Here is a 17,440-nt window from a genome sequence, read left to right as displayed (position 1 = left end):
GACCAGATGAAGCTCGCAGTGGTCGGCGGAGGCTCGACCTACACCCCCGAACTCATCGACGGCTTCGCGCGGCTGCGCGATGTGCTGCCGCTCGACGAGCTGGCCCTGATCGACCCGGCAGCCGAGCGGCTGGAGCTCGTCGGCGGACTGGCCCGGCGCATCTTCGCCAAGCAGGGCCACCCCGGCACCGTCACCACCACCGCCGACCTGGACGCGGGCGTCGAGGGCGCGGACGCCGTACTCCTCCAGCTGCGGGTCGGCGGACAGGCGGCCCGCGAGCGGGACGAGACCTGGCCGCTGGAGTGCGGCTGCGTCGGCCAGGAGACCACCGGCGCCGGCGGGCTGGCCAAGGCGCTGCGCACCGTACCGGTCGTGCTGGACATCGCCGAGCGGGTCCGGCGCGGCAACCCGGACGCCTGGATCATCGACTTCACCAACCCCGTCGGCATCGTCACCCGCGCGCTGCTGTCCGCCGGGCACAAGGCTGTCGGTCTGTGCAATGTGGCGATCGGCTTTCAGCGGAAATTCGCGAGGCTGCTGGACGTCGCCCCCGCCGAGGTGCACCTGGACCACGTCGGGCTCAACCACCTCACCTGGGAGCTGGGCGTCCGCCTCGGCGGCCCCGAGGGCACCGACGTACTGCCGAAGCTGCTGGCCGAACACGGCGAGGCCGTCGCCGACGACGTGCACCTGCCCCGCACCCTGGTGGACCGCCTCGGCGTCGTCCCGTCCTACTACCTGCGCTACTACTACGCCCACGACGAAGTGGTCCGCGCCCAGCGCGGCAAGCCCACCCGGGCCGCGGAAGTGGCGGCGCTGGAGCGGCAGTTGCTGGAGATGTACGCCGACCCGGCCCTCGATACGAAGCCCGAGCTGCTGGCCCGGCGCGGCGGCGCCTACTACTCGGAGGCCGCCGCCGATCTGGCCGCCTCACTGCTGCGCGAGGGCGGCAGCACCCACCAGGCGGTCAACACCCTCAACCGGGGAACGCTGCCCTTTCTGCCCGACGACGCGGTGATCGAGACCCAGGCCCGGATCGACCGGGACGGCGCCCACCCGCTGCCGGTGCCCGCGCTCGACCCGCAGTTCACCGGGCTGATCGCCCATGTGTCCGCGTACGAGGAGCTGGCCCTGCGCGCCGCGCTGCACGGCGGCCGCGACCGCGTCTTCAAGGCGCTGCTCGCCCACCCCCTCGTCGGCCAGCTCGACCACGCCGAACAGCTGACCGACCAGCTCCTCGCGCACAACAAGGAGCACCTCGCGTGGGCCTGAGCCGACCCCGTTCCAGCGCAGCCCCCGCCGCCCGTACGGACACACCTCCGGCCGGCCGGCACGGTCCGGCCGACCCCGCCCCTGCCGTCCTCGCCATCGACGCGGGCAACAGCAAGACCGACGTGGCGCTGCTCGGTGCGGACGGCAGCGTGCTGGGCACCGCGCGGGGCGGCGGCTTCCGCCCGCCCGTGGTGGGGGTCCGCGCTGCCGTGGACGTCCTGGCCGAGACCGTCGGCCGGGCCCACGCCGCGGCTGCGGCAACCACGCCGGACGGTGACGGCTCCGCCCGGCGCGCCCCGGCCCCCGTACGCCAGGTGATGGCCTGTCTCGCCAACGCCGACCTGCCGGTGGAGGAGGAGCAGCTGGCCGCGGCACTCACCGAGCGCGGCTGGGGCGAGCGGGTCACCGTGCACAACGACACCTTCGCCGTGCTGCGCGCCGGGCTCACCGCGCACGACGGCGACGCCGCGCCGCGCGGGGTCGCCGTCGTATGCGGCGCCGGGATCAACTGCGTCGGCATCCGGCCCGACGGGCGCACCGCGCGCTTCCCCGCCATCGGCCGGCTCTCCGGTGACTGGGGCGGCGGCGGGGGACTGGGTGAGGAGGCGCTGTGGCACGCGGCCCGCGCCGAGGACGGCCGCGGAGAGCCCACTGTGCTGCGTACGGCGCTGCCCGCACACTTCGGGCTGGACTCGATGTACGCGCTGATCGAGGCCATGCATCTGGGCCGCATCCCGCACGCGCGGCGGCTGGAGCTGGCCCCGGTGCTGTTCGCCGTGGCCGCCCGGGGCGATGCCGTCGCGGATGCCCTGGTGGCCCGGATGGCCGAGGAGGTCGTCACCATGGCGGTGGTGGCGCTGCGCAGGCTGGAGCTGCTGGAGGAGGAGGTTCCGGTGCTGCTGGGCGGCGGCATCCTCGCCGCGGGGCACTCCCTCCTCGACGACCGCATCACCAGGCTCCTTCAGCAGCGCACCCCGCGTGCCGTCCCGCGCGTCGTACGCGCCCGCCCGGTGCTGGGCGCAGCGCTGCTGGGGCTCGACGCGCTCGGCACCCCGGTGGCGGCACACGAGCGGGCGCGTCACCATTTCGAGGTCCGGCACCCGGCGGGGTCGGCCGGACGGGGGCTGGAGGTTTCTCCGCGCACGGTCGAGGGGCACTCCGGCGGGCCAGGAGGGAGGATGGAGGAGTACGGCCCCGGTCAGGAAGGTAGCCGTCCGTGAGGAACCGTGAGGAGCCCCCCGAGGGTGACGCCGACGGGGTACCGGGCGTCAGCCTCTCTCCGCCCGGCGGGCTCCTGGATGTGCTGGCAGTCGGCGCCGTGGTGCTGGACGCAAGCGGCCGGATCGTGCTGTGGAGCCCCCAGGCTGAGCGGCTGTTCGGCTACTCGGCGGCGGAGGCGCTGGGCCGGTACGCGGCCCCGCTGCTGGTGCCGGACGAGAACGTCGAGCTGGTGCTCCGCCTGTTCGACGAGGTGATGCGGGAGGGGAAGAGCTGGGCCGGGGTGTTCCCGGTCAAGTGCAAGGACGGCCGGATCCGGTCCTTCGAGTTCCGCAACATGCGACTCCACGACGACCAGAACGCCATGTACGCGCTGGGGTTGATCACGGACCGGGCCGCGCTCCGCGAGATCGAGCGCGACCTGGCCTTCTCGACGCTGCTGATCCAGCAGTCCCCCATGGGCATCGCGGTCATGGACACCGACCTGCGCTACGTCTCCGTCAACCCGGCCCTCTCCCGGCTCGACGGGGTGGGCGAGGAGGAGCACCTGGGCAGAACCGCGCGGGACATCCTGCCCCCGGGCCATGTCGCCGAGGCCGAGTCGGTGCTGCATCGGGTGCTCGAGACGGGTGAGCCGGTCATCGACCACGAGGTGCTGGGCGGTGAGATGCCAGGAGGCAAGTGCCACGCCTGGTCCGTGTCCACCTACCGGCTCGACGACTCCGGCGGACGGCCGCTGGGGCTGTCCGTCGCCGTCACCGACGTCACCGAACGCCACCAGGCCGCCCTCCACGCCGAGCAGGCCCGGCAGCGCCTCTCCCATCTGGCCGAGGCGTCCGTACGCATCGGCACCACGCTCGATCTGGAGCAGACGGCCCGCGAGCTCGCCGAGATCGCCGTGCCGGAGCTGGCCGACATCGCCGCCGTCGACGTGCTGGATGCCGCCGTACGGGACCAGCCCGTCCGCATCCCCGAGGAGGAGACGGCCTCCTTCCGCGCTCTGGCGCTGGTATCCGCCTATCCCAGCATCGCCGCCGACGCGGCCGACCCGCCGGGACAGGTGGCCCGCTACGATGCCGAGCGGCTCGTCACCCGCTGTGTCGCCACCGGACAGCCGGTCACCGTGCCCACCGTCCAGGACGAGGATCTGCGCAGGATCGGCCGCGACGAGCAGGCCGCCGCCCTCCTCGCCCGCGCGGGCGTCCACTCCTACCTGGCCGTCCCCCTGATCGCCCGCGGCGAGGTGCTGGGCGCGCTGGATCTCAAGCGCGCCCGCAACCCCAAGCCCTTCGATCACGACGACACCATCCTCGCCTGCGAACTCGCCGGCCGCGCCGCCGTCTGCATCGACAACGCCCGGCTCTACAGGCAGCAGCACAACATCGCGCTCACCCTGCAACGCAGCATGCTGCCGACGCCTGCCACCACCTCGGCGCGGCTGCGTATCGCCTCCCGCTATCAGCCGGCCGGAGCGCACAGCGAGATCGGCGGCGACTGGTTCGACGTCCTCGAACTGGAGGAGGAGCGCACCGCGCTGGTCGTCGGCGATGTGATGGGCAGCGGCGTCAACGCGGCCGCCACCATGGGACGGTTGCGCACCGCGACGCAGACCCTCGCCCGGCTGGCGCTGCCACCCACCGAGGTGCTCCGCCACCTCGACCAGATCACCACCGGTCTCGACCCGTTCTTCGCCACCTGTCTGTACGCGGTCTACGACCCGCGCCGCAACCAGTGCCGGATCGCGTCCGCCGGGCATCTGCCGCCCGTCCTCGTCCCCGCGCGGGGGGAGCCCCGGCTGATCGAGGTGCCCACCGGCACGCCGCTGGGCCTCGGCGGCGGCGAGCACGGCACCGTCCCCGTCGACCTGAACCCGGGCGATCTGCTCGTGCTCTACACCGACGGGCTGGTCGAGACCCGGCGCGACGACATCGAGGACCGGCTGGATGTGTTGCTGAATCTGCTCCGCCCCGTCGCCGGCTCCGCCGATTCCCTGGAGGAGACCTGCGACCGCCTCCTCGGCGCGCTGCGCAGCCCCGAGAACCACGACGACGTGGCGCTGCTGCTCATGAGCCCGACCGAGTGACGGGGCTCCGGACGCGGGGCACACCGGGGGCGGAAGCAGGGCCAACGGAGCCCGGACGTAAGGTCGGGCGGTAACGGGGCCGTGGCAAGATGCGGCCCGCCGTGGCTGGAAGGCGACCGTGACTGCGAACACCGAGCACCCGTCCCTGCTGGATCTGCCGCCACTGAGTGCGGAGCACTTCGCCGCCGTCGAGGACAAGATCGCCTCGTTGCTGCGGACGCGCTGCGATGTCGTGGCGATGCAGGGCGAGGCGCTGCTGCCGCTGGAGGCGTGCATCCGTTCGGCGGCACCGCGCGGCAGCACGGCACTGAACGTCGTCACCGGGCCCTACGGGGAGACGTTCGGCGGCTGGCTGCGCGACTGCGGCGCCGAGGTCGTCACCGTGACGGCTCCGTTCACCGGCGCGGTCGGCGTCGACGAGGTGGCCCGGGCGCTGCGGGAGCACCCGGAGATCGGTCTGGTGAGCCTCGTCCATGCCGAGGCAGCGACCGGCAACACCAACCCCGTCGCCGAGATCGGCGCGGTGGTGCGGGAGCACGGGGCGCTGCTGATGCTGGACGCCGTCGCGTCAGTGGGCGCCGAGCCGCTGCTGACCGACGCCTGGGGCGTGGACCTGTGCGTCATCGGCGGCCAGAAGGCGCTCGCCGGCCCCGCCGGGGTGTCGGCCGTGTCGGTCAGTGAACGGGCCTGGGAGCGGATCGCCGCGAACGAGCAGGCGCCGCGCCGCTCGTACCTGTCGCTGCTCGACTGGAAGGAGCGGTGGCTGGACGGCGGCCGGACCGCGCTGCCGCACGCCCCGGCGCAGTTGGAGATGCTGGCGCTGGAGCAGGCGATCGACCGGGTCATGGCGGAGGGCCTGGACGCGTCGATCGCCCGGCACCGGGCAGCTTCGGCCGCGCTGCGTGCGGGCGCCCGGGAGCTGCCGGGACTCGCCCCGTACGTGGTGCGGGACCAGGACGCGGCCCCGGCGGCCACGACGCTGCGCGTACCGGCGGAGGGTGTGGACGCGCGCGAAGTGGTGGCCGCCGCGCTCAAGGCCGAGGCCGGGGTGCCGCTGCAGGCCGCGGCGGGCCCGCTCGCCGCGGAGATGCTGCGCGTCAACCACTACGGGCAGGCAGCCGACCGCGCGGTGGTGCTGGACTCGCTGCGGGCGCTGGCCACCGGCCTGGAAACGCTGGGCGTGGCCGGTGCGCACGGCGCCGGGAACCAGGCCCTCGATGCGGCAGGCGCTGCCTGGGACGGCACCGTGGCAGCCTGACCCGCCGGGGTTTCACTCCGGCCAGGGCGACTCCAGGACGGTGCGGACGAAGTCGCCGCGCCGGAAGTGCGGGTCGTAGTGGGCGAGAACGTCGGCCTTCACATTGCCGAACGTGGTCTCCGGCTTCGACTCCACTCCGTCCGCGAACGCCCGCAGGATGCGCTGCTTGAACGCGGGGCGCGGATGCGCGGCGACGACGGCGTCCCGGTCCGCGGCATCGATCTCGTCGTACGCGAAACCGAGCACGTCGTACTCCACCCCGGCCGCCACCAGCGCCACCTCTGGCTCCATGAACTCCGGGATGCCCGGGGTGGTGTGCAAGGCGATCGCCGTCCATACACGCCGGACACTGTCCTCGGGGACGTCGCGGTCCTTCAGGAAGCGGCGGGCCTCCTCCGCGCTGTCCACCTCGAAGCGTCGCCCGCTGTCACGGAAGGGCTCCCCCAGGCCCACGTCGTGGAAGAGGGCCGCGACGTAGAGCAGTTCGGGGTCGAAGCCGGTCCGGCGGGCGCGCCCCAGCAGGCTGCCGAAGAAGAACACCCGGCGCGCATGGTCGTAGATCAGGTCACTGGTGGTGTCGCGCACCAGTTCGGTGGCCTCCGCGACCAGCCGGGAGTCCGGCACGCTCACGCCTGCCGGGCCGTGCCGTTCCCTCATCAGTGTCCGCCCGGGGTGGGCTCCAGGACGAAGACCGGGATTTCGCGGTCGGTCTTGCGCTGGTAGTCGGCGTAGTCGGGATACGCCTCCACCGCGCGCTTCCACCACGCGGCCTTCTCCTCGCCGGTGACCTCGCGGGCCGTCATGTCCTGCCGCACCGGCCCGTCCTGGAGCTCGACGCGGGGGTCGGCGAGGACGTTGTGGTACCAGACCGGGTGGGAGGGCGCCCCGCCCAGTGACGCCGCCACCGCGTACTTCCCGTTGTGCTCCACCCGCATCAGCGGCGTCTTGCGGACCTTGCCGGTCCTGGCGCCCCTGGTGGTGAGGATGACGACGGGCATGCCTCGCATCGTCGTGCCTTCGGTGCCACCGGAGCGCTCGTACAGCTCCACCTGGTCCCGCACCCACTGCTCGGGGCTCGGCTCGTACTCACCCTCGATCGGCATGCTGCGTACGTCCCTTCCTCGGATCGTCTCAGGTCTTCCCTGATCTCGGCCGTGGCCTTCTCGGCTTACCACGGGCGGCGGGGGCGTACACGTACGCGAGGGCGGACCAGGGGCGGCTGAGGCGCGCGCAAGGGGCGGGGATAGCGTGGCAGGGAACGTGCCGGTGGGCACGTGATCGGTACATTCACCCGGAGGTAGAGGCTCTCGTGGCCGGTATAGAGGACGCACGCAAGACCTTTGACAAATTCGACCGGAACGGCGACGGCTACGTCACCCCGGCCGAGTTCCAGCAGGCCATGGTGGAGCTGGGCGACCGGCACTACACCGTGGGCCTCGCGGAGGCCATCGTGAAGACGCGGGACGGGAACGGCGACGGCGTCCTGTCCTTCGAGGAGTTCTTCGAGAAGGCCAAGGACCTCTGACGGCAGGCGTCCCACCGACGCCTCGTCCTCGCGTGCATCGGGCGGCCGCCTCTCCGGGCGGCCGCCTTTGTCTCGGCAGCTCCGGTGAGGGGGTGCCCCTTCCCGAAGCGCGCAGGCTGCGGGTGTTCCCCCAAGCTCTTCGAGCAGGGAGGTACCCCCATGGCTGGGCGCGCAGTTCCCCGCGCCCCTTCGGGGCGCAGGGTGGGGGGCGGCGCGTCACGTCAAGGGGCCGCCCATTAAACGGGGTTGAGGGCCGCAGTGGGGTGGCACGATGGAGGTCTGGCCAGCACTACCGGCGCATATGCGGTCCCAATCGAGTGCGGTTGCGATACATCCCTCAGGCGTTCGTCTTCGCCTTCGCAGCGCCTGGGCGGGGCTTTTTGTTGCTCAGCTGGGCCTGCCCCCCGGCAGGCTCTTCCTTCGGGGCCTGCTGTTCTTTCGGGCCGAGAACTTCCGCACTGGCCTCGGCAGCGATGTCGTACAGCTCCTCGTTCACCTCGTGAGCTGCGCGCCTGGCGTCGGCTGCCAGTTTTACCGAGGTCTTTACCGCACCTCGGACGACCGGCTTGAGCACCTTTTTGACGATCGGAGCAGAGATCACTCCGACCAAGAAGACAGGAAATACGGGAGGCATGACGACGCGTTCCTCTCAGAGCGTTTTTGCGGGCCCTCTACCTTGTTGAGGGTAGGGGGCGCAATGAGCATCCAGCCAGGCCGGTCAACCTCATTCACTCTTTCGAGTATTCAGCAGTCGAAATTGAGCTTTTCCGCTCCAAAGTGAAAGACGAGACCGCTGAGGAAATTGAGGCTGTTACTTTTCTGAGGAACGCGCGCTGCGAGGATTCCGATATGGAAGGACCCCGACATGAACGGGCCTGCGAACCAGAAGCCCAAGAACACAGAGACCGAGACCGACGATGTGCTCTACTCCGCCCAGGTGCGATGCGAGGGCAGTCGGTACACGCTGACGGTGACCGACACCGTGCGCGACACCGTTCAAGTGTTTCCTGTGGCGAAGAAGGCGGTGGACCGGCTCCCCTACTACCTCGACATGCTCAAGAGCAAGCTCACATGAACGACCATCCGTATGCGACCGGCAGTTGGTGACACCGCAGTTGGTGACCGGGCCCGGCGGTTGCTGACCGGGCCGTCGAGTCACCACAGCCGCCAAGGCGCCGCTGCCGGGCGGTCCGGCAGCGGCGCCTGTCATGCACTCACTCGTGGTCGAGGCCGGCAGAAGCGCCTCCCCCGCTGCCGGCCGACGGGCGCACCGTCGACTGGACCGGGCCATCGGCGCCTCGCGGATCAGCGCGCCTTGGACGCGGCCGAGCGGCTCTTCGGCACCGTCTTCCGCTCGGGCTCGGCAATGTCCTCCAGGAAAACCTCGGAACCCGCCTCGGCAGCGATATCACGCAGTTCGTCGTTGAGTTCGTGAGCGGCCCGCCTGGTATCCGCGGCCAGCTTCAGCGACGTTTTCACCAAGCCACGAACAGCGGGCTTGGCCACCTTCTTCGCGAGCGCGGATACAAGAATACCCGCCATGAAGGCAGGGAGTACGGGCATTGTGATTCGTTTCCTCTCCGGGGGAAGTGAGATACGCAAGCAAGAGCGTAGGCCACGGATCAGGCCCAGCCTCCCGGATTCACCCGTACGAGTATTCAGCGCTTCAAACTTACCCCTTTCCAGTCAACTGCCCACGGACATGCAACCCGGCGCGGCATCCAAGTCCCCGGAGAATCACAACCGTTCAGCGTGCTCCCCGCTCGCTCCTCCCGCGCCCCCTCGGTCGATCCGCGGCAGTTGGGAAGAGTCACGGGGGGACCACGAGTGGACGGAGCAGCTGAGGTCCTTCGCCGTCGGTGAGGCAGGCACCGAGGACACTTGCGGCCTCTGCCATGCTGGCGTCGTGCCGTTCATGCCGTCGACGCCGCAGCCCGTCACGCCGGACGCTCCCGCGGCGATCCTGCGGCCACTGCTCACCCAGCGGTGGCTCGACCTCGCTTTCGTCCACTGGGCCGTGAACCCGGCTTCTGTGGCGGAGCTGCTGCCCGCCGGGACCGTGCCCGACACACTCGACGGGACCACGTACGTGGGTCTGGTCGCCTTCCGGATGCACCGCGTCGGCTGGCTCCGTCTGCCGGGCGTTCCCTATCTGGGCACGTTCCCCGAGACGAACGTGCGTCTGTACTCGGTGGATACGCAGGGGCGACGCGGCGTGGTCTTCCGGTCGCTGGAGGCCGCCCGGCTGGTGCCGGTGCTGATAGGAAGGGCCGGTTTCGGGCTGCCCTACGTCTGGTCCCGTATGGCGGTCCGCGCCGAGGGCGACACGATCACCTACACCAGTACGCGGCGCTGGCCGGGACCGCGGGGCGCGCACAGCCGGATCACCGTACGCCCGGGCGACCTGATCGAGGAGCCCACCGAGCTGGAGCATTTTCTGACCGCTCGGTGGGGGCTGCACCACACCTTCTTCGGGACGGCGGCGTATCTGCCCAACGTCCACCCTCGCTGGCGGCTGCACCGCGCGGAGTTGATCACCTGCGAGGAGGATCTCCTCGCGGCGGCCGGGCTGCCCACGCCGGTCAGGCAGCCGGCCAGCGTGCTGTACTCGCCGGGCGTGCCGGTGCGCTTCGGCCGCCCTTCCCGGCCGGCCGGCATCCCGACGCCGTGAGCCGGGCGTCGAGGTCCGCTGCCGAACCGTAAGGGCAACCGAAGGTCAGCCGAAGCTCGGAGCCGCGGCGATGAGTTCGGGCCGCGGCGGTGGTCGTACCTCGGGAAGTTCCTTCCTTACGTGAAGCCCGAGGAGAACCATGATCGACCTGCGACCCGCCTGTACGGGAATGACCGGCCTACTGGAAGGTTTCGAAGACGCTGAACTGGCGTCTGCCACACCCTGTAGCGAGTACACCGTCCGTGACCTCGTCGCCCATATCGACGTAGTGGCGCAAGGGTTCACCGCGGTCGCTCGCAAGGTGGCCGACGACGACGCATCAGGCGACGCACCCGTGACCGTGAGCCCCGGCGGAGCCTGGCGGGATCCGGTCGTCGAGCACGTGCGGGCACTCGGCGTCGCATGGACGGAGCCGACGGCCTGGCAGGACAACTCCTTCGCGGCGGGGCTGGAACTGCCCAATGCGGTGTGGGGCCGGATCGCGCTCACCGAGTTGGTCGTCCACGGCTGGGACCTCGCCCATGCGACCGGTCAGACCCTCCATGTGCCGGAGGAGACGCTGAGCGACTGTTTCGCCCATGTGTCGGAGTTCCTTCCGAACGCGCCCATCAAGGAACTGTGGGGCCCGCCCGTCGAGATGGCTGCCGACGCTGCGCTGCTCGACCGGATCGTGGCTCTCACCGGCCGGGCCCCGTGACCAGGGGAACAGGCTTCATCTCAGCCGCGGAGGATGCTGTCACCGGCGCTGGACGAGGTCATCACGGTCGGCGCTTCGGGGCCGGGTCGGGGATCGAGCGGCCTCGTTGCTGTCGAGGAAGTGGAAGGCGGGCCGGGGGTGCATCAGGAAATCGTGGTGCGAGATGTTCCAGGCGTAAGCGCCAGCCAGCGCGAACGCCACCCGGTCACCGGGCCGCAGCCGGTCCACCGGCACCTGCCGGGCGAGGACGTCCTTGGGCGTGCACAGCTGCCCGGCGAAGGTGACGGGCTCGCCCTCCGCCACGGCGCGTGGCCAGGGGTGCGGCCAGTCCTCGACCGGCAGCACGGACAGGGGCTGGTCGTGCTGCTTGGCCGCAGGGGTCCGCAGATGGTGGGTGCCGCCGCGCACCACGGCGAACCACTCGCCGTGGCTGAGCTTCACGTCCAGCACCTCGGTGGCGTACCAGCCGCTGTACGCGGTCATCGCCCGGCCCGGCTCCACACGCAGCGTCAGACCGGGGTGGGCGTCGAGAATGCGGGCCAGCCCGGCACCGTAGGCCACCCAGTCGAAGCGCGCGTCAGGGTCGGCGTAGTCGACGGCCATGCCGCCGCCGACGTTCACCTCGGGAAGTACGGTGCGGTGGCGGCGGGCCAGCTCGACTGCACTGTCCACGATCTGCTCGGCGACGGCCACCTGCGCCGCGGCGTCCAGTCCGCTGGCGAGATGGGCGTGGATGCCGCGCAGCCGCAGCCGCGGGTAGTGGCACTCGGCCAGCAGCCGAAGGCAGCGCTCCAGTTGCGCGGGGTCGAGTCCGAACGGCGTGGGCCGCCCGCCCATGGCGAGGGCGCTGCCCTCCAGCTCCCGCCCAGGTACGGGCAGGTTGGCGCGCAGCAGCACCGGTACTTCCCGCTCCGCACCGGCGCCGGCGGCCAGTTGGCCGAGCATGTGGAGTTCGTGTTCGCTCTCCACATGGATGCGCTCGACCCGGGCGGTCTTCAGCGCGGTCTTCAGCTCGGCCGGGGTCTTGCCGGGGCCGCCGAAGGCGAGCGGAGCGTTGGGAACGGTCTGGTGGACGTGGGTGAGTTCGCCGCCCGAGGAGACCTCGAAGCCGTCGACGAAGGGGGCGAGGGCGGCGAGGATCTCGGTCTCGGAGTTGGCCTTGGCCGCGTAGTACAGCTCGACACGCTCGGGCAGCGCGGCGCGTACGGCGGCGGCGTGCCGGCGCAGCGCTGCCAGGTCGTAGAGGTAGGCGGGGAGTTCGTCACCGGTCAAGCCGGTGATGTGTCGGCGTACAGAGGGCGGGAGGGCGGGCTGGGGGCTTTGTGGAGTCATCGTGGGCTCCAGGGGGTGGTGCGGTCGGCGGCGTCGGCGAGTACGTCCACGGCGAGCGGTGAGGGCAGGCGGACGTAGCCGGCCTTGCGGTCGGCCTTGCGCTCCCAGCGGGTGAGGAGGTTGGCCTTGGCGGGCAGCGGCACTCCCGCGAGCAGCGCATTGAGCCGTGGGGGGCGGCCGTACCGCTCGGCGTGGTGGCGCAGCGTCTCGCGGACCAGCGCCCACAGCGCCGCCTCCTGCTCGGGGTGCAGGTCGGCGAGTGCGGCGAGCAGTTCGGCGATGTGGTTGACCAACATGCAGTAGACGACCCGGTCCCAGCCGCGCTGGGCGTCGTACGTCAGCGACCGGACCACCTCCGCGGGCAGCGCCGCCAGTGTCTGCGCGTGGTGCTCGGGGAGGAGCTTGGTGCCCTCCAGGTCGCGGAAGAGCACCTGCGCCGGCATGCCGTCGGGGTCGACGCAGATCAGGACGTTCTGCAGGTGGGGTTCGAGGACGAGTCCGTGGTCGAAGTAGGCGGCGAGCACGGGCGGGACGAGCAGCCGAAGATAGGCCGCCCACCACTCCCGTACGATCTGCGGGCCCGCGCCGTCCAGCAGCCGTGAGACATGGTCGGGGCCGGTCGGGTACTCGTCGGCGACGGCGGCGGCGAGCAGGGGTGTGGTGCCCGGAAGCAGGTGCTGGGCCAGTCCGTCGCGGACGATCACGCCGAAGCCTTCGAGCAGACCGCGGTCGGGCGTTCCGTCGGGCCCGGGGAGAGCGAGGCTGCGGTAGGCGGGCTCGCGCAGCACGGCGGCGCCGGGGAAGCGGTCTGCCAGCTCGCGCAGGACGGGCTCCAGGTGGCGGGTGAGGGCGACGGCGCCGGACAGTTCGTAACGGCTGTTCTTGCGCAGGCAGTTGGTGATGCGGACGTTCAGGCTGAACTTCAGGAACGTCTCGCCGTCGTACAGCGTGCGCACGGAAGCGGTGGCGGCGAACGGCCGCCCGCCCTCGCCCAGGTCGAGGATGTCGCCACGTTCCATGGCCGTGCGCAGCCCGGGGTGGTCGCGCAGCAGCTCGTACTGCCAGGGGTGTGCGGGCAGCAGCTTGTAGCCGTCGGGTACGGATGCGGCCGGCCGGTCCAGCGGCGCCGCCGCACCGCGGCCGGCGGTCTCCTCGGCCAGCAGGTGGTCGCGTACGGCGAAGTGGCGCAGCGGGAAGGTGGCGCCCGCCTCCGGCGCGTAGGAGGCCCATGAAGCGCGGGCGCCGGTGCGGGCCTTGGGCGTGGGGTGGAAGCGGTGTCCGAGGAGGAGGGACTGTTCGGAGGCGATATAGCGGGCCGGTGCATCGTCCGGGGCGGCCTGCACCGCGGTTCCTCGGGTACGACCGGCGAGCGCTGCCGCGACGCCCTCGTGGCTGGAGGCGATCTGCTCCGCGAACTCCTCGTTGCGTACGCCGGTGCGGAGGAACAGCTCGTCGTGGGCGTACTCGGCCAGGCGGCGCCAGTCCACCGCCGCCCAACTGCCGTCGTCGGCCTGCTCGGTGACGGGCCCGGTGAAGCGGTGGGCGCCCAGCAGTGAGGTGCGGCGCAGCGCGACGCGGAGCAGCACGCCACGGCGGGGCAGTCTCAGCAGCAGCCGGCCGTCGTCGACCGCGGTCTGGTGCTCGGGCCCTGAGACCTCGCGCAACAGGCAGTTGAGGAGCGTATGGGTGACGGCCTCGTCCGGCGTGGGCAGCCGGGTGGGGGTGGCTGACGGGGCGGCGGTGCCTGGGTCGGTGGCGAGGCCGGGCTCGGGGCCGAAGTCGGACTCGGGGCCGAAGTCGGACTCGGAGTCGAGATCGGTCTCGGTGTCGGTGTCGGTGCCGAGTGACGTGGTCGGCGGCTGCATCAACGGGCTCCTGCGGGTGCGGAGTGTGCGAGTACGGGGGAATGAGGCCGACTGCCGCGAAGGCGGCGGTGAGTACGGCAGACAGACCAGTCCGAGGGTGAGGCCGGCGCCGAGGACGAGGCGTGCAGCGGCGAAGGCGGCGAAGGATGCCACGAAGTGGCAGCCGGCGACGGCGTGCGCGTGGCGGCGGCCGACGGCGGGTCGCGCGGGTGGCGTGCCGGTCCGGGCCTGGCGGATGCGGGGTGTTGCGGGAGCGCTCATCGCGCGCCTTCCGTCGAGGCCGCGCGGCGCAGGTAGTTGGGGCCCGAGGTGTAGTGCTTGTTGATGTCTGCGGCGCCGGAGCGCTCCTTGGTGAGGAGGGTACCCGCCGTGATCATCGCCTTGACGGGGAGCCTGGGCGCCTCCAGCACGCGCTCCCGCAGCACCGCGCCCACTTCTCCCGGACGTGTACCGAGCGCTTCGACGCACTCGGCGAGCCGGTCCCGTACCGGGCCCAACAGCCGCCCCAGCGGGGCGCGGCCGTGTCGGGCGAGGCCGAAGGCGTAGGCGCCGGCGCACAGATGGAGGGTGATGGTGGTGAACAGATCGGTGACCGGCCCGTCGTCCTCGGCGAAGATCCGCGGGTCCGCGAAGCCGGCGGCGCCTGGCGCGTCGGTGCCCAGGGTGGCGCGCATGCGGGCGGCGTTGATGCGCGGACCATCGTTGTCCTTCAGCAGCAGCCGGAGCCGGGTGCCGCCGGCCTCGTCCCGGTCGAGGACAAGGGAGACGTTCTGCTGGTGGGACTCCAGGGCGATGCCGTAGCCGAACAGTGTGGTCTGCCAGTCGAGGAGCAGGCGGAGCGCCGCGTCGAGCAGGGCTGCCGGGTCACCGCCGTGGAAGCGGTCGGCGAGCCGGTCGATGACGAGCCCGCCGCCTGGCGCTTCGCCGAGCAGCGCGGCCATCGGCACGACGACGGAGCCGTCCAGACCGGACGGGTAGCGGCGGCACAGCACGGCGAGCAGTTCGTGGCCCGCGTGCGCGTACGTCCGTTCGTCGGCCAGCAGCACCGTGTCCCGGAAGCGGGGCTCGCGGGCGATGACCGTCTCCAGCAGGCGTTGGCCTGCGGCGCCGTCGGCGAGGGTGCCGGGCTTGATGGTGCGCCGGTTGCGCAGGCCCAGGGTGGCCGTGGCGAGCGGCAGTTTGAGGTGCAGGGCGGGCTCGTCGACGAGGGCGACCGTACGCATCGACAGCGTCGGTACGGCCTCCAGATGCCGGGCTTCGGCCAGGCGTGCCCGGTCCTCCAGACCCGCCGCACGCAGCGCGTCACGCAGCGGCGTGCCGATGCTGAGCGGGTGCACGGGGAGGGCGAGGTGGTCGCCGTCCGGACCGGGCAGGCCCAGCGCGGCCGGGGTCGGCCAGCACTGGGGCAGCGCCTGCTCGCCTGCCGGCAGGGTGAGGGTCTCCCGGGGCAGAACGAGCCAGCGCAGCGCGAAGCGGGGGTGGAACTCGGGGGCGTAGGCACGGAGTTGCTCCTCACCGAGCCCGGAGCGGCCGCGTGCGGTGGGGTAGACGGGATGGTCGTGGCGGGCGGCGAGGGTGTCGAGCCCGAGGCCCCCGGCCAGTCCCGTCCAGTCGGCCGGGTCGGCGCCGTAGCGGGCGACGAGGCGGTCCACCGTCTCCGCGCGGGTGTCCGCGTGCAGCCGCATGGTGGACAGGGTCTGCCGGCATTCCTCGGCGAAGTCGTCGAATCCGGCGCGGTCCTGCGGGTCGGCCCGCGTGCGGAGGGCACCGACGATCTCGTCGGGTGCGGTGAGTTCCCGGGCGGCGGTTCCGCCGTACGGCTGGGGCAAGCCGTACGGCTGACGCACGTCGTACGGCTGACGCACGTCGTACGGCTGACGCACGTCGTACGGCTGACGCACGTCGTACGGCTGGTGTACGTCGTACGGCTGGTGCAGCAGCAGCGGCAGCCGGGCCCGCCATACGCACTGGAAGCCGTCCTCGGCGACGGGCAGGAACAGCGTGCCGGCTTCCGCGTCGTCGAAGCGTCCGCCGTCCAGACGCAGCCATGTGCCGTCCTCGCGCTGCTCGGCGCGGCTACGGGTACGCAGGCCCGCCACGTCCTCGCGCAGCAGGGCGTCGAGGACGCGCAGCGCCAGCTCCTCCTCGCAGTTCGTCGTTGATGTCGTGGGGATGTCCGTCGTGCTCATGGGGTGATCTCCCAGTGCTGCTCCACGAGGAAGTCCTCCACGGCCCGGTCGACGGACTGCTGATCCGTACCGTCGGGGCCGAAGGCACGCACGACGCCGAGGAAGTCGCGGTTGGTGCCGTACAGCTCGTGCCGCTCGCCCACGGCGCGCGTGGGCCGGTAGGCGAGTTGTATCGCGCCCGTCTCCCGATCACAGGCACCGGGTGCGGAGGTGAGCGTTCCGGCGCGGTCGGCCAGGGGGAAGGCGACCCGGGCGTGGGCTCCGGTACGGACGGCCAGGTCGGCGGGGAGCGGCTCCCCGAGGTGGGTGCGCAGGATGTGTTCGAAGAGGGGGATGTCCAGCAGCTGGGCCAGCAGCAGGTCGCACTGGTCACCGATGGCACGGTAGTTGACCTCGATGATGCGGGCCCGGCCGTCGGAGACGATGAACTCCGTGTGGCAGGCGCCGAAGCCGACGCCGAGCGCGTCGAGCTGTGCCAGCACCTGCCAGGTGATGTGCTCGGGGTGGGCGGCGACATAGCGGTGCGCCGTCTCGATGAAGACGGGTGGCGGGGAGAGTTCGCTTTGGAAGCCGCCCAGGAGGTGCCGGACGCGGCCGTCGCCGAGGGTCTCCAGGGTGTGGAGCTCGCCGGTGAGGTACTCCTCCACCACCAGCGGAACGCCCGCACGCCGGGCCCTGATGTCCTGTGCGTACCGCACCAGTTCGTCCGGCCCCTCGGCCAGTACGACGTCCTCGCTGGCCACGCCCTCCCGCGGCTTGAGTACGCACGGGTACGGGACGGGAAGCGCGCGGAGCTCTTCCGGGTCCCGGCCGGTGGGGAGTTCGACCGCTCGGACGGTGTCGATGCCGGTGGCTGCGAGGTGACGGCGCAGCTGCGCCTTGTCCTTGGTGCGCAGTGCGGCACGCCAGTCCTTGCCGGGCAGGCCGAAGTAGTCCGCGGTGAGGGCGGCCTGGGTCTGGAGGTGGTCGCTGTTGGTGAAGACCGCGTCCGGTACGTGGTGGGCGGAGATACGGGTGATGAGCGCGTGGAAGTCGCGGACATCGCATTCCAGGACCTCGACCCCGTCGCCACCAGTGCCGGTCCCGGAGCTCGTGTGCGCTTCGGGCTGGTCGGTGAGCAGGGTGACCTGGAGGCCGAGCCGTCGGGCAGCGGGCAGGAAGCCGTCGGTGACCGAGGCGGTGGGGTTCAGGGCGAGCAGATAGAGCCGCATGGCAGTGAGCCGATCCGATTCTGCCGGGGTGGCGGAGGGGGCGTTCGTGCGGAGGGAAGGCGGACGCGGGGACGGGCGTACGCGGCGGTGGCGGCCGTCTTAGTGCGATACCTGGCGGT

Annotated in this window: 16 protein-coding genes; 8 read left to right on the top strand and 8 right to left on the bottom strand. The window is 71.7% G+C overall.

Annotation, left to right across the window (positions count from 1 at the left end):
• Nucleotides 1-6 precede the first annotated feature (6 nt).
• From ACTWQF_RS19660 to ACTWQF_RS19645, 4 genes are all read left to right on the top strand, one after another.
• Nucleotides 7-1,272, top strand: coding sequence for a 6-phospho-beta-glucosidase (locus ACTWQF_RS19660; protein WP_443280872.1), 1,266 nt, complete (start codon nt 7-9; stop codon nt 1,270-1,272).
• Complete coding sequence (locus ACTWQF_RS19655; protein WP_443280871.1) at nt 1,263-2,492, top strand: N-acetylglucosamine kinase; 1,230 nt, start codon at nt 1,263-1,265, stop codon at nt 2,490-2,492. Before ACTWQF_RS19660 ends, ACTWQF_RS19655 begins: the two co-directional genes overlap by 10 nt.
• Nucleotides 2,489-4,573, top strand: a complete 2,085-nt coding sequence (locus ACTWQF_RS19650) for a SpoIIE family protein phosphatase (RefSeq protein WP_443280870.1) — start codon at nt 2,489-2,491, stop codon at nt 4,571-4,573. Before ACTWQF_RS19655 ends, ACTWQF_RS19650 begins: the two co-directional genes overlap by 4 nt.
• A gap of 118 nt (nt 4,574-4,691) precedes the next feature.
• Nucleotides 4,692-5,831: a pyridoxal-phosphate-dependent aminotransferase family protein gene (locus ACTWQF_RS19645; RefSeq protein ID WP_443280869.1), complete on the top strand. Its 1,140-nt coding sequence runs from the start codon at nt 4,692-4,694 to the stop codon at nt 5,829-5,831.
• Between the two features lie 12 nt (nt 5,832-5,843).
• On the opposite strand, the gene ACTWQF_RS19640 is transcribed toward ACTWQF_RS19645, so the two are convergent.
• Nucleotides 5,844-6,488 (bottom strand): HD domain-containing protein, encoded by a 645-nt coding sequence (locus ACTWQF_RS19640; protein WP_443280868.1) that lies wholly within the window; start codon nt 6,486-6,488, stop codon nt 5,844-5,846.
• Nucleotides 6,488-6,934, bottom strand: coding sequence for a nitroreductase family deazaflavin-dependent oxidoreductase (locus ACTWQF_RS19635; RefSeq protein ID WP_443280867.1), 447 nt, complete (start codon nt 6,932-6,934; stop codon nt 6,488-6,490). The genes ACTWQF_RS19640 and ACTWQF_RS19635 overlap by 1 nt, the downstream gene beginning before the upstream one ends.
• A 206-nt stretch (nt 6,935-7,140) precedes the next feature.
• On the opposite strand from ACTWQF_RS19635, the gene ACTWQF_RS19630 reads away from it, so the two are divergent.
• Complete coding sequence (locus tag ACTWQF_RS19630; RefSeq protein WP_443280866.1) at nt 7,141-7,356, top strand: EF-hand domain-containing protein; 216 nt, start codon at nt 7,141-7,143, stop codon at nt 7,354-7,356.
• Between the two features lie 337 nt (nt 7,357-7,693).
• On the opposite strand, the gene ACTWQF_RS19625 is transcribed toward ACTWQF_RS19630, so the two are convergent.
• The gene (locus ACTWQF_RS19625; protein ID WP_443280865.1) at nt 7,694-7,990 is read right to left on the bottom strand and encodes a DUF5132 domain-containing protein; all 297 of its coding nucleotides are present in this window, start codon (nt 7,988-7,990) and stop codon (nt 7,694-7,696) included.
• A gap of 231 nt (nt 7,991-8,221) precedes the next feature.
• Here ACTWQF_RS19625 and ACTWQF_RS19620 point away from each other — a divergent pair, with 231 nt between their 5' ends.
• Nucleotides 8,222-8,431, top strand: coding sequence for a hypothetical protein (locus tag ACTWQF_RS19620; protein WP_443280864.1), 210 nt, complete (start codon nt 8,222-8,224; stop codon nt 8,429-8,431).
• A gap of 230 nt (nt 8,432-8,661) precedes the next feature.
• On the opposite strand, the gene ACTWQF_RS19615 is transcribed toward ACTWQF_RS19620, so the two are convergent.
• Nucleotides 8,662-8,898, bottom strand: coding sequence for a DUF5132 domain-containing protein (locus ACTWQF_RS19615; RefSeq protein ID WP_443280863.1), 237 nt, complete (start codon nt 8,896-8,898; stop codon nt 8,662-8,664).
• Nucleotides 8,899-9,271: 373 nt separating this feature from the next.
• Between ACTWQF_RS19615 and ACTWQF_RS19610 the strand changes: the two genes are divergently transcribed.
• Nucleotides 9,272-10,027 carry a YqjF family protein gene (locus tag ACTWQF_RS19610; protein ID WP_443280971.1) on the top strand — a complete coding sequence of 252 codons (756 nt, stop codon included), beginning with the start codon at nt 9,272-9,274 and terminating at the stop codon, nt 10,025-10,027.
• A gap of 139 nt (nt 10,028-10,166) precedes the next feature.
• A complete protein-coding gene (locus tag ACTWQF_RS19605) occupies nt 10,167-10,724 on the top strand; it encodes a TIGR03086 family metal-binding protein (protein ID WP_443280862.1) in 558 nt (185 codons plus the stop codon).
• A gap of 39 nt (nt 10,725-10,763) precedes the next feature.
• Here ACTWQF_RS19605 and ACTWQF_RS19600 read toward each other — a convergent pair whose 3' ends face one another.
• Genes ACTWQF_RS19600 through ACTWQF_RS19585 form a run of 4 tightly spaced genes read right to left on the bottom strand, consistent with a single transcriptional unit; the run spans nt 10,764 to nt 17,321 of the window.
• Nucleotides 10,764-12,056 carry a type III PLP-dependent enzyme gene (locus tag ACTWQF_RS19600; protein WP_443280861.1) on the bottom strand — a complete coding sequence of 431 codons (1,293 nt, stop codon included), beginning with the start codon at nt 12,054-12,056 and terminating at the stop codon, nt 10,764-10,766.
• On the bottom strand, nt 12,053-14,182 hold the full coding sequence (locus ACTWQF_RS19595; protein WP_443280859.1) for an IucA/IucC family protein: 2,130 nt from the start codon (nt 14,180-14,182) through the stop codon (nt 12,053-12,055). Before ACTWQF_RS19595 ends, ACTWQF_RS19600 begins: the two co-directional genes overlap by 4 nt.
• The gene (locus tag ACTWQF_RS19590) at nt 14,179-16,110 is read right to left on the bottom strand and encodes an IucA/IucC family protein (protein WP_443280858.1); all 1,932 of its coding nucleotides are present in this window, start codon (nt 16,108-16,110) and stop codon (nt 14,179-14,181) included. The genes ACTWQF_RS19595 and ACTWQF_RS19590 overlap by 4 nt, the downstream gene beginning before the upstream one ends.
• A complete protein-coding gene (locus tag ACTWQF_RS19585) occupies nt 16,107-17,321 on the bottom strand; it encodes an ATP-grasp domain-containing protein (protein ID WP_443280857.1) in 1,215 nt (404 codons plus the stop codon). The genes ACTWQF_RS19590 and ACTWQF_RS19585 overlap by 4 nt, the downstream gene beginning before the upstream one ends.
• Nucleotides 17,322-17,440: the final 119 nt, after the last annotated feature.

The organism is Streptomyces sp. 8N114, from assembly GCF_052245835.1.
In the GTDB taxonomy this organism is placed as follows: Bacteria; Actinomycetota; Actinomycetes; order Streptomycetales; family Streptomycetaceae; genus Streptomyces.
This window is presented reverse-complemented; position numbering and strand designations above follow the sequence as displayed.

Coding starts and splice junctions, on each gene's coding strand:
- ACTWQF_RS19635 (WP_443280867.1), bottom strand. CDS start 6,934: ATGCCGATCGAGGGTGAGTACGAGCCGAGCCCCGAGCAGTGGGTGCGG.
- ACTWQF_RS19660 (WP_443280872.1), top strand. CDS start 7: ATGAAGCTCGCAGTGGTCGGCGGAGGCTCGACCTACACCCCCGAACTC.
- ACTWQF_RS19605 (WP_443280862.1), top strand. CDS start 10,167: ATGATCGACCTGCGACCCGCCTGTACGGGAATGACCGGCCTACTGGAA.
- ACTWQF_RS19640 (WP_443280868.1), bottom strand. CDS start 6,488: ATGAGGGAACGGCACGGCCCGGCAGGCGTGAGCGTGCCGGACTCCCGG.
- ACTWQF_RS19620 (WP_443280864.1), top strand. CDS start 8,222: ATGAACGGGCCTGCGAACCAGAAGCCCAAGAACACAGAGACCGAGACC.
- ACTWQF_RS19595 (WP_443280859.1), bottom strand. CDS start 14,182: ATGAGCGCTCCCGCAACACCCCGCATCCGCCAGGCCCGGACCGGCACG.
- ACTWQF_RS19625 (WP_443280865.1), bottom strand. CDS start 7,990: ATGCCTCCCGTATTTCCTGTCTTCTTGGTCGGAGTGATCTCTGCTCCG.
- ACTWQF_RS19610 (WP_443280971.1), top strand. CDS start 9,272: ATGCCGTCGACGCCGCAGCCCGTCACGCCGGACGCTCCCGCGGCGATC.
- ACTWQF_RS19615 (WP_443280863.1), bottom strand. CDS start 8,898: ATGGCGGGTATTCTTGTATCCGCGCTCGCGAAGAAGGTGGCCAAGCCC.
- ACTWQF_RS19600 (WP_443280861.1), bottom strand. CDS start 12,056: ATGACTCCACAAAGCCCCCAGCCCGCCCTCCCGCCCTCTGTACGCCGA.
- ACTWQF_RS19585 (WP_443280857.1), bottom strand. CDS start 17,321: ATGCGGCTCTATCTGCTCGCCCTGAACCCCACCGCCTCGGTCACCGAC.
- ACTWQF_RS19590 (WP_443280858.1), bottom strand. CDS start 16,110: ATGAGCACGACGGACATCCCCACGACATCAACGACGAACTGCGAGGAG.